Annotated in this window: 12 protein-coding genes; 4 read left to right on the top strand and 8 right to left on the bottom strand. The window is 65.3% G+C overall.

The features are described from left to right. Nucleotides 1–126 precede the first annotated feature (126 nt). Nucleotides 127–1,191 (top strand): tartrate dehydrogenase, encoded by a 1,065-nt coding sequence (locus WCZ84_RS03040; protein ID WP_372684783.1) that lies wholly within the window; start codon nucleotides 127–129, stop codon nucleotides 1,189–1,191. A gap of 25 nt (nucleotides 1,192–1,216) precedes the next feature. Here WCZ84_RS03040 and WCZ84_RS03035 read toward each other — a convergent pair whose 3' ends face one another. From WCZ84_RS03035 to WCZ84_RS03000, 8 genes are all read right to left on the bottom strand, one after another. Beyond that, entirely contained in the window at nucleotides 1,217–2,443 is a 1,227-nt protein-coding gene (locus WCZ84_RS03035; protein WP_372684782.1) for an MFS transporter, read from the bottom strand. 12 nt (nucleotides 2,444–2,455) lie between these two features. After that, a complete protein-coding gene (gene ilvB, locus WCZ84_RS03030) occupies nucleotides 2,456–4,204 on the bottom strand; it encodes a biosynthetic-type acetolactate synthase large subunit (RefSeq protein WP_372684781.1) in 1,749 nt (582 codons plus the stop codon). A gap of 177 nt (nucleotides 4,205–4,381) precedes the next feature. Continuing rightward, nucleotides 4,382–5,161, bottom strand: a complete 780-nt coding sequence (locus tag WCZ84_RS03025; RefSeq protein ID WP_372684780.1) for an SDR family NAD(P)-dependent oxidoreductase — start codon at nucleotides 5,159–5,161, stop codon at nucleotides 4,382–4,384. Then, nucleotides 5,154–5,561 carry a PPC domain-containing DNA-binding protein gene (locus WCZ84_RS03020; protein ID WP_372684779.1) on the bottom strand — a complete coding sequence of 136 codons (408 nt, stop codon included), beginning with the start codon at nucleotides 5,559–5,561 and terminating at the stop codon, nucleotides 5,154–5,156. Before WCZ84_RS03020 ends, WCZ84_RS03025 begins: the two co-directional genes overlap by 8 nt. Further along, nucleotides 5,548–6,141, bottom strand: coding sequence for a hypothetical protein (locus WCZ84_RS03015; RefSeq protein WP_372684778.1), 594 nt, complete (start codon nucleotides 6,139–6,141; stop codon nucleotides 5,548–5,550). Before WCZ84_RS03015 ends, WCZ84_RS03020 begins: the two co-directional genes overlap by 14 nt. Nucleotides 6,142–6,168: 27 nt before the next feature. Further along, nucleotides 6,169–7,791: an acyl-CoA synthetase gene (locus WCZ84_RS03010; RefSeq protein WP_372684777.1), complete on the bottom strand. Its 1,623-nt coding sequence runs from the start codon at nucleotides 7,789–7,791 to the stop codon at nucleotides 6,169–6,171. After that, on the bottom strand, nucleotides 7,791–8,960 hold the full coding sequence (locus WCZ84_RS03005) for an acetyl-CoA acetyltransferase (protein WP_372684776.1): 1,170 nt from the start codon (nucleotides 8,958–8,960) through the stop codon (nucleotides 7,791–7,793). The genes WCZ84_RS03010 and WCZ84_RS03005 overlap by 1 nt, the downstream gene beginning before the upstream one ends. Continuing rightward, nucleotides 8,905–9,828 (bottom strand): IclR family transcriptional regulator, encoded by a 924-nt coding sequence (locus tag WCZ84_RS03000; protein WP_372684775.1) that lies wholly within the window; start codon nucleotides 9,826–9,828, stop codon nucleotides 8,905–8,907. The genes WCZ84_RS03005 and WCZ84_RS03000 overlap by 56 nt, the downstream gene beginning before the upstream one ends. Nucleotides 9,829–10,025: 197 nt before the next feature. Here WCZ84_RS03000 and WCZ84_RS02995 point away from each other — a divergent pair, with 197 nt between their 5' ends. The 3 genes from WCZ84_RS02995 (at nucleotide 10,026) to WCZ84_RS02985 (ending at nucleotide 12,941) form a co-directional block, all read left to right on the top strand. Then, a complete protein-coding gene (locus tag WCZ84_RS02995) occupies nucleotides 10,026–11,036 on the top strand; it encodes a DctP family TRAP transporter solute-binding subunit (protein WP_372684774.1) in 1,011 nt (336 codons plus the stop codon). 107 nt (nucleotides 11,037–11,143) lie between these two features. Further along, nucleotides 11,144–11,626: a TRAP transporter small permease gene (locus WCZ84_RS02990; RefSeq protein ID WP_372684773.1), complete on the top strand. Its 483-nt coding sequence runs from the start codon at nucleotides 11,144–11,146 to the stop codon at nucleotides 11,624–11,626. Continuing rightward, the gene (locus WCZ84_RS02985; RefSeq protein WP_372684772.1) at nucleotides 11,619–12,941 is read left to right on the top strand and encodes a TRAP transporter large permease; all 1,323 of its coding nucleotides are present in this window, start codon (nucleotides 11,619–11,621) and stop codon (nucleotides 12,939–12,941) included. The genes WCZ84_RS02990 and WCZ84_RS02985 overlap by 8 nt, the downstream gene beginning before the upstream one ends. Nucleotides 12,942–12,993: the final 52 nt, after the last annotated feature.

Raw genomic sequence — 12,993 nt, 5'->3', positions numbered from 1 at the left:
AAGGACGGCCACATTGGCACGGATCATACGAGCCAGCCGGGCCACATGCAAGTTCAGGCGCCTGCACGCCCTGCGCAAAGCACAAAAAAACTGCTAGAGTTGGAGCCTGTTTAAATCAGGCCCTTTATGATGACACATAACATAGCCGTGATTCCGGGCGACGGAATCGGAACCGAAGTCATGCCCGAAGGCTTGCGGGTGCTGGAAGCCGCCGCCACCCGCTTTGGCTTCGACCTGCACTTCGACGTCTTCGACTGGGGCTGCGATCACTACGTACGCCACGGCAGCATGATGCCGCCCGATTGGAAACACCAGGTCGGCCGGCACGACGCCATCTTCTTCGGCGCCGTGGGCGACCCCGCCCGGGTGCCTGATCATGTCGCGGTCTGGCAGTCCATCCTGACCATCCGCCGTGAATTCGACCAATACATCAATTTGCGCCCGGCCCGCCTCATGCCGGGGGTGCCATGCCCCCTGGCCCACCGGGCGCCGGGCGACATCGACTTCCTGGTGGTGCGCGAAAACACCGAGGGCGAATACTCCAATGCCGGTGGGCGCCTGTTTGTCGGGACCGAGCGCGAGATGGCCATCCAGGAATCCGTGTTCACGCGCACCGGCACCGACCGGGTGCTGCGCTACGCCTTCCAGCTGGCATCACAACGGCCCCGCAAGCACCTGACTGCGGCCACCAAGTCCAACGGCATTTCCATCACCATGCCATTCTGGGATGAGCGCGTCGAAGCCATCGCGGCCGAGTTCCCCGATGTCACCTGGGACAAATTCCACATCGACATTCTGTGCGCTCACATGGTGCGCCATCCGGATCGCTTCGACGTCGTGGTCGCGTCCAACCTGTTCGGCGATATCCTGTCCGACCTGGGCCCGGCCTGTACCGGCACCATCGGCATCGCCCCATCCGCCAATCTGGACCCCGAACGGCGTCATCCCTCGCTGTTCGAGCCTGTGCATGGCTCAGCCCCGGACATCGCCGGCCGGGGCATCGCCAACCCCGTGGGCCAGATCTGGTCGGCGGCCCTCATGCTCGACCATCTCGGGCATCCGCAAGCCGCGACAGCCGTGGTCCAGGCCATAGAAGCCGTTCTGGCCCACGGACCCCGCACCCGCGACATGGGGGGCGAGGCCAGCACCAAAGAAGTCGGGCAGGCCATCGTCCAGGCCGTGTCGGCCTAGGCGGCCTGAGCGGCCGACAACCCGATCAGCCCACGGCCGGCCGAAACGCACGCCGACCCTGCCACAGCAACCAGAGGCTGATCGTGGCCGGGATCAGCAGCACCCCATACGCCAGCACATAGCTGTGCAGGCCGGCGGCCACCAGCCCGAACGCCGGTGGCCCCAGCACGTTGCCCAGAAAAGTGATGGACAGGGTGCCCCCCGTGGCGACGCTGGCCTTGCCGGCGGGGGCCTGGCGCGCCACTTCAGCCAGGTACACGCCATTCCATCCAATGGCACAGAAGCCGAACACCATCAGCAGCAGGCCCAGCAGCCACAATGGATAGGCGGGGCTGATCGGCATCAGGACCGCGCACAGGGCAGCGAGCAGGGCGATGGCGCCCAGTGCCCGCAAAGGCCCCATGAAACGATCCGAGGCGTAGCCCCACAGGATGCGGCCCGCGACGCCAGCCATTTGCGAGAGCGCCGACAGCAGGCCCGCCGTGACCAGGTCGATGCTCATATCTTCGTGCAGGCAGGTGACCAGATAGGTGACCAGGGAGAGCTGGGTCACCGAAAACAGGAACGACACCGCCGCCAGCACCCTGAGACTGCGCAGCCCGAAGACCAGACGCAGGGGGGCCACCAGATTGCTGCGCAACGAAACCGGATGGGCCGGGTCGCGGTCACGGTCCAGCGTGCGACTCAAGGGCTGGATCACGACGGCGCACACCAGGCTGCAGACGGCCACCACGGCGAACGCCGCCTGCCAGGAACTCCACTCGGCCAGGCCCGGTACCAGCGCCCCGGCCAGCACCCCGCCCAGCGGCACGCCCGTCTGCTTGATCGAGAACACGAAAGACAGGCGATGAGCCGGGGTGCTGCGAATCAGCAAATGTGAACTGGCCGGAGTGATGGGCCCGTAGCCCGCCCCGAGGATCAAGGCCCCCAGCGCCGTGACCGCGACATGGGGCACCATGCTGATCAAGAGGCCCAGCGCGCACAGCAACAGGCCTGCCTGGCTGGCCCGTATGGCACCATAACGCCGCACCAGCCCGCCCGACACCAGGCTGGACGCCATGGCGGCCGCATACGCCAGCGCGACGTACACGCCCACGTGCACCGGCGAGACCCCCAGTGCAACCGCGACCATCGGGGCCACCACCGGCAAGGTGAGCAGGGACATGGCCACGAGCGACTGCACGGCCAGCGTGGCAGCCAGCACCACCAGCCCGGAACCCGTCGATGCTTCCTGAACCTGGGTATCCTGCAAGGGCGCTCCTGATCAGTCTTCGACGTACCAGGTGTCTTCGGAGAGCATGACCTGCTGGTGCCCATAGCCGGCCGGCATCATGGGAAAGCAGTTTTGCAGCGGCACCACCGCGACATCCAGAAAATAGGGACCGTCATGCGCCAGACAGGCGTCCAGTGCGGCGTCGAGGTCGCGCGGGTGTTCGACGCGCGCGGCGCCCCAGCCAAAAGCGCCGGCCAGCGCCACGAAATCCGGGATGGACGCATTGTAGCTATGGCTGTAGCGCCCGCCGTGTATGAGTTCCTGCCACTGCCGCACCATGCCCATGTGGCCGTTGTTGCAGACGATGACCTTGACCGGCGCCCTGTGCTGCATGGCGGTCGCGAGTTCCTGGATGTTCATCAGCACCGAAGCGTCGCCGCTGATGCACACCACGGTCTTGTCGGGGTGTGCAACCTGGGCGCCGATGGCGGCCGGCAGGCCGTAGCCCATGGTGCCGGCACCGCCGGACGTCAGCCAGCGGTTGGGCCGGGAGATCGCCAGGTACTGGGCCGCCCACATCTGATGCTGACCGACGTCGGTGGACACGATGGCATCCTGCCCACGCAGCCGCCGGTCGATGCGCTGCATCAGGTCTTGAGGCAGGATGACCTCGGGCGATGGCGTGACCTGCAGGCACTGGCGCGCTTGCCACACGGCGATGCGCTGCCACCATTCGGCCAGCCGATCCGCGTCGCCCGGCAGTGCACCCAGTTCTTTATGCAGGGCCCGCAGCAGGGGATAGCAATCTCCGACCAGCGCCACATCCGCCCGCACGACCTTGTCGATGGAGGCCGGATCGATATCGAGATGGATTTTTTCGGCGTGCGGGCAGAAATCGGACAGGCGCCCGGTGATGCGGTCATCGAACCGGGCCCCCACGCAGATGATGAGATCGGCGTGATGCATGGCCAGATTGGCCTGCAGGGTGCCGTGCATGCCCAGCATGCCCAGAAACTGCGGATCGTCGGCCGGATAGGCCCCCAAGCCCATGAGCGTGAGCGTACAGGGCGCGCCGGTCGCCTGCACCAGGCTGCGAAACGCATGGCTGGCATCCGGCCCCGAGTTGATCAACCCGCCGCCGCCATAGAACACCGGGCGGCGTGCCCGGGCAATGAGGGCGGCAGCCCGCTTGAGAGCGGCTTCGGTTCCCGGCGTGAACGGCTGGGGCGCATCGGGTTCGGCCTGCGCGACGGCGTATTCGGGCTCGACCGCCGCCATTTGCAAGTCTTTCGGGAAATCGAGCAACACGGGCCCAGGCCGGCCGCCGCGCGTCAGGCGCAGGGCCTTGGCCGCCAGATCGGCCACGTCGTGGGCGCGTTTGATTTGCGCGTTCCATTTGGTGACCGGGCGCGATATGCCCACGGCGTCGCATTCCTGGAACGCATCGGTGCCGATGGCGCCCGTGGCCACCTGGCCGCTGATGCACAGTACGGGGATCGAGTCGCACAGCGCATCGAGCAGACCCGTGGTGGTGTTGGACATGCCCGGACCCGATGTGACGAACACCACCCCGGTGCGCCCCGTGCTGCGCGCATAGCCTTCGGCGGCATGCACGGCGGCCTGTTCGTGGCGCACCAGCACATGGCGCAGGCGCGGTTCGGCGTACAAAGCGTCGTAGAGCGGCAGCACGGCCCCCCCCGGATAGCCGAACACCGTATCCACGCCATGGGCGATCAGGGTGTCGAGCAGGACTTCGGCGCCGTTGCGTTGCGGCGCCGGACAAGGGGCAGGGGATGGCACGGAGGCGGGCTGGAGAACTTTCACGGAACGACCTGAATCGGGTGGGCGCCCAGTACGGCCGCATGCCGGCTTGTGGCCCGACAGTGCCATGACGGACACGAGGGGTGTGGACGACGATAGTGAATGATAGAGAAATGACAGCGGCAGACGATGCCAACGGCTTCAGTGTATCGCTTTTCAGGCGTCCGGTACCGGCAAACCCATGGCGGTGAAACCGCCATCCACGGCAATCACCTGCCCTGTCACGTAAGAAGAACCGTCGGGATCGAGCAGCCAGCAAACCGGGCCGACCAGTTCATGATCCGCGCCGTAGCGCCCCATGGCCACGACACGATTCCAGTTGGCCCGCGTCGCCGGCGTATGGATCTTCTTGGTGAGCGGGGTATCGATGGGGCCCGGCGCCACCGTATTGACCCGCAGCCCACTGCGGGCCCACTCGACCGCCATGATCCGCGTCATGTTCAGCAACGCGGATTTGGACGACCCATACGCCACGCGGCCATAATTGCCGCGCATGCCGGACACCGAGGAAATCAGCACGATCGAGCCTGTGCCACGCGGCTGCATGACCCGCGCGGCGGCACGCGCCGTGATGAAAGAGCCCGTCACGTTGACATCCATGATGCGCCGGAACATGGCCACGTCGGTTTCCATCGCCGGGATCTCGGCGGCAATCCCTGCCGAATGGACCAGCCCGTGCAAAGGGCCAAAATCGGCTTCGCAGTCGGCCACGACCTGCTCGATCCGGGTTTCATCGGTGACGTCGGCCTGGGCAAACCGCAACTGGCCGCCGAATGCGTCACCGAATGCCTGCCGGGCGGCCTCGATCTGCCCGGCCTGCACGTCGACCGCCAACACCTGCCAGCCCTTGGCCAACAGGCCGCGCACCAGGGCCAGGCCAATGCCCGAGACCCCACCCGTCACCAGGACGACCTTGCCTTCATTCGTATTATTCATCGACCGAGAACTCCATCTGTTGTTCGATACACCATTCTTCCAGCACGACCTCGATGGTCATGCACGCCGGATTGCGGCCGCGCACGAACCGACCGGCATGAAACTGCCCCTGCAAGTCCATGACCACACCCGCCAACCGGGCTTCGGGCAGCCCATGGGGCGTCGCCCTGACCTCGCCTTGCAGCGTCATGATTTCGAGCGCGGGGCCTGGCCGTTCCAATAGCCGGCCAGCCGCCACTTCGAGGCAGGCATGCGCCAAACTGCCCACGCTGCTGCGGACCAGGGCCGCTCCGAGGCCGGCCTCGCGTGCGGTGTGCTCGATGCTGCGCACCAAGTCTTCATTGGGGTGGATGCGCACGTAGAAAATGCGCCCCGGTGCACCGCGCTCAATGATTGCCATGCGGATCGGCCTCGGACAGAATTGGATGAAAAACAGGGGTGCAGATTTCGGCATCATCGCCAATGACCAGGCGCATGTGATCCAGCGCCCACAGCCAGGCCACGCCGGCTTCGGCCAGCACGCAGGCATCCGGCAGCAGATGGCCGCCGACGAAATGGCCGTCGGCATCGACCGTCAGCGCATGACAATGGATCGCGTGCTGCCCCTGGGCGGTCTGCCCCACCGTGGCGCCGGCGCAGACCAGGTCCAGCGGACCGGTGCGATCCAGCGGCGTGGTGTAGTGCGCGACCGGTAGGGCGTCGGGGCTGGTGGCGATTTCGAAATAGCGCAAATGGGAAAACACGGCCTGCTGCAAACCCAACGCCGCCGTCTGCACCCCAAGCCGCCGCAGGGCGGCCAGCACCGAGGCCTGCAAGGTCTGGCCCGCCCACAGCGGAATGCGCCAGGTCGGCTGCCCATGCCCAGCCAGCACATCGCGGCGCACCGCCGCGACGGGCCCCGGGTGCCGCAGCACGGGCACCCCCGGATCCGGGCGGGTATCGCTGTCGGGCCAGCCCGTCCAAGCGCGCGCTGGGTGCATGATGTTGTCCATATCGCCCAACCCGGCTCAGGGTGCGGGAAACACGCCGCGTTCCACCAGCGCCTCGCGCACGATCTTCTTGGTGATCTTGCCATAGCCCGACTTGGGCAGTTCGGGCCAGATCACGAAGTGGCGCGGTTGCTTGTAGCGCGCGATGTGCCCATCCAGCCATTGCTGGAAAGCGTCTGGATCCCAGGCGGCACCTTCTTCGAGCACGGCGACCATCACGCCGACCTCGCCCCAGACGGGATCGGGCACCCCCAGCACGCAGACTTCCTTCACCCACCCGGCCGCCAGGATCTTTTCTTCGATCTCGCGCGGGTAGATATTGGAGCCCCCGGAGATATACATGTCGGACTCGCGCCCGGTGATGGTCAGGTAGCCCTGGGCATCCAGGAAACCCACGTCGCCCGTGCGAAACCAGCCATCCCGGAACGATTTGCGGTTGGCGTCCGGGTTGTTGTAGTAGCCGGCGAACACGGCGGGCCCGCAGACGCAGATCTCGCCCTGCTCGCCCGCCGGCAGCGGGTGGCCATCGGCGTCCTGGATGCTGATCTCCATGCCGGTGCGTGGCCGCCCACAGGACCCTGCGTGCGGCATCAGGGCATCATCGACGGCGTGCTCTTCGGGCGGCAGCACGGTGATGTTGCCCGTGACCTCACCCAGGCCGAAATACTGCACCAGCACCGGGCCCAGTTTTTCCAGTGCCCGCTTCTGATCGGCCCGATACATGGGCGCGCCCGCATAAATGACGTAGCGCAGCGAGGCGTGGTCGTAGTGATCCACGCTGTCGTGCTCGACCATCATCTTGAGGATCGTGGGGACCGTGAAGAAATTGGTGATCCGGTGGCGTTCGACGGTTTCCCAGGCGGCCTCGGGCGAAAAGCGCGACTGGGTGCTGAAGACCGTGGCGGCGCCGCGCGCCACCTGCGTCAGGTAGTGAATGCCCGCGCCGTGCGACAGGGGGGCCACCACCAGGCTGCGGTCACGGTGCGTCGTGCCGGGCATGAGATCGGCCAGGTGATTGGTAAGGACGAAGGCCATCTGGCCATGCGTCAGTACGGCCGCCTTGGGCTTGCCCGTCGTACCCGAGGTAAAGAAGAACCAGCACGGATCATCGTATTCCACCGCCTCGGGCGCCCGGCTGCGGCCCGCCGCCAGCGCGGCGTCGATGCGGGCGGCAATGCCGTCGGCACCCGCATCGGGCCCGAGCCCGGCCACCAGCTTGAGGCCATCGAGCGCCTCGGCCAGGGCGGCGTGCCGTGGATAAGCGGCATGGCAGATGAATGCCGACACCCCGGCGCTGCGCGCCAGGTAATCGGCCTCGTCTGGCGCGATGCGAAAATTGGTGGGCACCCAGACGGCGCCCAGGCGAAACGTGGCCAGCATGACCTCGATTTGATCCACGCCATTGGGAGAATGGGTCAGGATGCGATCGCCCTTGCCCAGGCCGGCGTCGGCAAACACGGCGGCCAGCGCCGCCACCCGCGACTCGAGCGTGCGCCAGCTGGTCACCTGCCCGTCGACCACCAGGGCGGGCTCATCGGGCAGACGCGCCGCCGCCTGGCTGACGAACGTGGCCAGGTTCATCACCCGGCGCGACACCGGCACCAGGCCACCCGGCGGCGTGTTCGAATCATGCCCGGCCATTATTTGACCCGCTCGAGAATGCTCACGTAATTGGCCACGGCCGCCCCGCCCATGTTGAACACCCCGGCCAGCCGGGCATCGGGAATCTGCATGTCGCCGGCCGCCCCGACCAGCTGCATGCAGGCCAGGGCATGCATGGATACACCAGTGGCACCGACTGGATGCCCCTTGGCCTTCAGGCCGCCGGAAGGGTTGACGGGCAGGCGGCCATCTTTTTGCGTCAAGCCCTCGCGCACCACTTTCCAGCCCTCGCCACGGGCCGCCAGACCCATGGCTTCGTATTCGATCATTTCGGCGATCGTGAAGCAATCGTGGGTTTCGACGAAGCTCAGGTCATCGAGCGTGATGCCCGCCTGCTGCAGCGCCTGGCGCCAGGCCCGGGCGGCCCCCTCGAAGGCGAGCGGATCGCGCCGGCTGAGCGGCAGGATATCGTTGACCTGCTGGCGCGCCTTGAAGCCGATGGCGCGTGGAAACTGATCCATCATCGAATCGGCCACCAGTACCAGGGCGGCGGCCCCATCGGACACCAGGGAGCAATCGGTCCGGCGCAGAGGCGGTGCGACATATGGGTTTTTTTCGGACACCGTATCGCAGAAGTCGACCCCCAGATCCTTGCGGATCTGGGCATAGGGGTTGTCGACCCCATTCTTGTGATTCTTGGCGGCAATCATGGCCAGTTCGCGGCTGTAGTCACCGTAGCGCTCGAAATACTGACCCGCGATCTGGCCAAAAATACCGGCAAAGCCGCCCAGGATGTCGGCTTCTTCCTTGCGGTAGCTGGCATTGAGCAGCAGATCGCCCACTTCAGGCGTGGAGCGCGCCGTCATTTTCTCGGCCCCCACCACCAGGGCGATGCGCCCGCGGCCGGACTCGATGAAATCCATCGCGGCGTGGATGGCCGCGCTGCCCGTCGCGCAGGCATTTTCGAGACGGTTGGCCGGCACGTGGGTGAGATCGGGGTCGGCCAGCGCCACCAGGGCGCCCTGGAAGTCTTGCTTCTGGAAGCCGTTGTTCATGACCCCGACATAGATGCCATCGACCTCTTTGCCGCTGATGCCAGCGTGCTCGAGGGCCGGCCCGGTGACCTGGGCCATCAGGGATTCAGTGTCCGGATCAGACCGTTTCCCGAAGGGAATGTGTGACCATCCGGCAATGACTGCTTGCGTCATGGTGGTGCCTCTTGGATTGGGTGGCCGCCGTGGCGGCCGATGAGAGAAAAACGGGCGCCAGACTGGACGCACCCGCCCGCGCACAGAGGATCTGTTCTAGCGACTGGGCTTCCTGCGCGAGCAGATCGCCCAGGATCTGCTCGCGTTCGGGTGTCATGCGGCTTTCTACGGTGGCGATGCTGAAGGCGCCGATCACCTGGCCTTCGGGGTTGCGCACCGGCATCCCGAAGCCCCAGGAGCCCTTGAGCACACGCCCGCGATTGACGGCAAAGCCGCGTGCCCGGGTGGCCGCGACTTCGGCCCGCAGGCATTCGCGCGTATAGCCGGGAAACGCCAGGCGGGTTTCGTCCATGACGGCATCGAGCATGGGCTCGATCTCGGCATCCGGCAGCGCCGCCAGCATGGCCAGGCTGCCGCCCCCGACCCCCAGCGGGTGTCGGTCGCCGGCCTGCAGCACATGCGACTTGAGCGGATACTGGCCTTCATGGCGTAGCAGGCACAATGACCAGGCACCCTGGCGCGCTGAAAAGAAGGCGGCATCGCCGGTGTGCTGGGCCAACCGGCGCACCGGTGCGTCCACATCGTGATGCAGGCCAAAGCGCGAAGCGGCCACCAGGCCCAGCGCATGGCATTCGGCCCCCAGGAAATACTGCCGCGTGCGGGCATCCTGCTCGACCATGCCGGCCGCCACCAGAGCCGAGGCCAGGCGGTGTGCGGTGGACTTGTTGAGCCCCGCCTGCCGGCAGATGGACGACAGCCCCACGCCCTGATCGCGACCGCGCGCAATCACGTGCAGCACGCTGAGCGCACGATGCACGGCCTGTGTGCCCGCGGCACGGGTGGGGTCGGATTCTGACCTTCGTTTCACGATATGAACCATCTATATTCTTCAAAGTGATTATTTATCATAGGAGCACAAAAATCAAACTCATTATTCCACGCGTAGGTATAAATCCCAATAAGGACAAGCGTTCCACAAGGTAAAACTAATGGTTAGAATCGATCATGTCCAACTCGGTCATGTCCCTGTTGGCCGGAAACGGCACTCAAAACGAAGGAGATCCCATGAAACTATCCCGCTTGCGCCTGATCGCCCTGGCTTCGGCCGTGGCCTGTCTGGGCATGGTCGGCTCGGTCTCGGCCGAAACGCTGCGCCTGTCGCACAACACCTCGGATACCACCACCTGGCAGAAAGGTTCCGAAAAATTCGCCGAACTGCTCGACCAGGCCACCGACGGCAAATACAAGGTGCGCATATTTCCCAATGCCACCCTGGCCGGTGGCGACCAAATGAAACAAGCCGAAATGACCAGCCGCGGCGCCATCGATTTCGTGGTCACCTCGGCCATCAACGTCACGCCCATGGTGCCTGAAATGGCCGTGTTCTCGCTGCCCTACCTGTATGCGGACTACGCCGAGGTCGATGCCACCACCCAGGGCGAAGCCGGCAAGAAAATGGCCGACATCATGGCCGATCACGACATCATCGTGCTGGCCTGGGGCGAAAATGGCTTTCGCGAAGTCACCAACAACGTGCATCCCATCAAGACGCCGGCCGATCTCAAGGGCCTGAAAATGCGGGTCGCCGGGCCCATGTACATCGACGTCATGAAAGACCTGGGCGCCAATCCGCAACAAATGCAATGGACCGAAACCTTCTCGGCCCTGCAGCAGGGCGTGGTCGATGGGCAAGAAAACCCCATCGGCGCGGTCATCATCCCGCAGCGCGTCAACGAGGTACAGAAATACCTCAGCACCTGGCACTATTCGTATGATCCGATCTTCATCGGCATCAGCAAGAAGCGCTGGGATTCCCTCGATGCCGACACCCAGCAAAAGATGCGCAAGGCGGCCGAAGATGCCATGACCTACCAGGTGGACATCACCCGCAAGGCCACGGATGACGGCATCACCTACCTGCGCGAAAAAGGCATGGAAATCCATGAATCCACGCCCGAAGAACTGCAGCAGTTCCGCGAAGCCACCCAGGGCGCATTCGATACCTGGGCCGCCAAGGTCGGCGCCGATCTGGTCAAGACCTTCCAGGACAGCATCAAGGCCGCCAAAGGCTCCTGAGCCAGTCCTGACGGGCCCCTGGCCTGGCGCCTGCGCCGAGCCAACGCGGCCCACCACCACGGGCCAGTCCAACCGGGCCGGCCCGTGTCATGCCCCGGGAGATCCCCATGCACCTGCTGTTGCGTGACGCCGAGAAGATCATCTGCGCCGTCATCTTTTCCCTCATGACCATTCTGGGCTTCGTGAACGTGGTCGTGCGCTACGTCACCAACTACTCGTTCGCCTCCACCGAAGAAATCCTCATCAACGGCTTTCTGCTCCTGACGGTCTTCGGCGCAGCCATCGCCGCGCGCGCCGGCGAGCATCTGGCGGTCACGCTGGTCTACGACCTGTTGCCGGCCCGGCCCCGCAAAATCGTGCTGGCCCTCTCGATCATCCTGTCCTGCCTCCTGCTGCTACTTTCGGCCTGGTTCAGCTGGGAACTCGTGCTCAACCAGATGTCCAGCGGCATCCGTTCATACGCCCTGCAGATTCCCGCCTGGTACTACAGCATCGGCGTGCCGTTCGCGTTCCTGTTCGTACTGCTGCGCTTTCTTCAGCACAGCGTCGAAATGTGGCGCGCGCTGAACCAGGAGATCCGCCATGTTTGACATGGGTGCCGGCACGCAGATGATCATCCTGTTTTTCATCTTTCTCGCGCTGCGCGTGCCGGTCGCCTTTGCACTGGGCCTGTCGGCCATGTACGCCATGTGGGACCTGGGCTTCGGCCTGGATCTGGTCGGCGACCTGATCGCCACCGGCGTGTCCAAATTTTCCCTGCTGGCCATCCCCTTCTTCATCCTGGCCGGCGCCCTCATGGGCTCACTGGGTATCGCCGAGCGCATGATCCGTTTCTTCAGGGTCCTGATCGGCCGCCTGCCCGGCGGCATGGGCGTGGTCGGCACCGTGGTCTGCCTGTTCTGGGGCGCCGTCAGCGGCTCGGGCCCGGCCTCGGTGGCCGCCATCGGCCCGCTGATCATCAAGAGCATGGAAGAAGACGGCTATACGCGCGCCTTCGCCGCCGGTCTGGTCTGCACCGGGGCGGCCCTGTCCATCGTGATCCCGCCCTCCATCGGCCTGATCATTTACGGCGTGATCGCCGAAACCTCTATCGCCAAGCTGTTCATCGCGGCCATCATCCCGGGCCTGTTCATGGGGGCGCTCATGCTGCTCACCCTGCCCCTGGCCAAGAAAGACCGCGCCATCCACGGCACCCCCTCGCTCGACCGGCTCAGCCCCGACCCCTATCCAGGCCACGCCTATCTCAAACGGCTGTGGTATGCATTCCGCGACTCGTTCTGGGGGCTGATGACGCCGGTGGTCATCCTGGGCGGCATCTACTCGGGCATGTTCACCCCCACCGAGGCCGCGCTGGTGGCCACGGTCTACGCGCTGTTTGTTGGCGGCCCCATCTATCGCACCATGGACTTCAAGGGGCTGTACCAGGCGCTGGTCGAAGCCTCGTCCTCATCGGCGTTCGTCATGTTCGTGGTGGCCTACGCCAGCCTGTTCGGCTGGGTGGTCAACGTCGATGACCTCATCGGCCAGTATTCCGCACTGCTGCTGGGCGTCAGCAGCAACGAATGGGTGGTGCTGCTGGTCATCATGGTGATCCTGCTGATCGCCGGCATGTTCATGGATGCCATCACCATCATGTTCATCAGCCTGCCGATCTTCCTGCCAGTGGCCCACCAATTGGGCTGGGATCCAATCTGGTTCGGCGTGGTGGTGACCATCAACCTGGCCATCGGGCTGATCACGCCGCCGGTGGGCATCAACCTGTACGTGGCGGCCAACATCACCAAATTGCCCATCGAGACCGTGGCCCGCGGGGCGCTGCCCTTCCTGTTCACGGCCCTGCTGGGCCTGGCTGCGGCGGCGGCCTGGCCCGATCTGTCGCTGTTCCTGGTTGGCCTGCTCGACTGAACCCGCACCCGGCCCGGCCGGGTGCCAGTGCCGGGCCGCGCCGGCCTGAAGT

Origin of the sequence: Castellaniella sp. (assembly GCF_041675725.1) — a bacterium.
Taxonomy (GTDB): domain Bacteria; phylum Pseudomonadota; class Gammaproteobacteria; order Burkholderiales; family Burkholderiaceae_B; genus Castellaniella.
Note: the sequence above shows the minus strand (reverse complement) of the source record. Positions and strands in the feature narration are given on the sequence as shown.

Bases quoted from the DNA above. Each gene is read 5' to 3' on its own strand.
- WCZ84_RS02995 (WP_372684774.1), top strand. From the start codon at position 10,026: ATGAAACTATCCCGCTTGCGCCTGATCGCCCTGGCTTCGGCCGTGGCC.
- WCZ84_RS02985 (WP_372684772.1), top strand. From the start codon at position 11,619: ATGTTTGACATGGGTGCCGGCACGCAGATGATCATCCTGTTTTTCATC.
- WCZ84_RS03040 (WP_372684783.1), top strand. From the start codon at position 127: ATGATGACACATAACATAGCCGTGATTCCGGGCGACGGAATCGGAACC.
- WCZ84_RS03005 (WP_372684776.1), bottom strand. From the start codon at position 8,960: ATGACGCAAGCAGTCATTGCCGGATGGTCACACATTCCCTTCGGGAAA.
- WCZ84_RS03010 (WP_372684777.1), bottom strand. From the start codon at position 7,791: ATGGCCGGGCATGATTCGAACACGCCGCCGGGTGGCCTGGTGCCGGTG.
- WCZ84_RS03025 (WP_372684780.1), bottom strand. From the start codon at position 5,161: ATGAATAATACGAATGAAGGCAAGGTCGTCCTGGTGACGGGTGGGGTC.
- WCZ84_RS02990 (WP_372684773.1), top strand. From the start codon at position 11,144: ATGCACCTGCTGTTGCGTGACGCCGAGAAGATCATCTGCGCCGTCATC.
- WCZ84_RS03015 (WP_372684778.1), bottom strand. From the start codon at position 6,141: ATGCACCCAGCGCGCGCTTGGACGGGCTGGCCCGACAGCGATACCCGC.
- WCZ84_RS03020 (WP_372684779.1), bottom strand. From the start codon at position 5,561: ATGGCAATCATTGAGCGCGGTGCACCGGGGCGCATTTTCTACGTGCGC.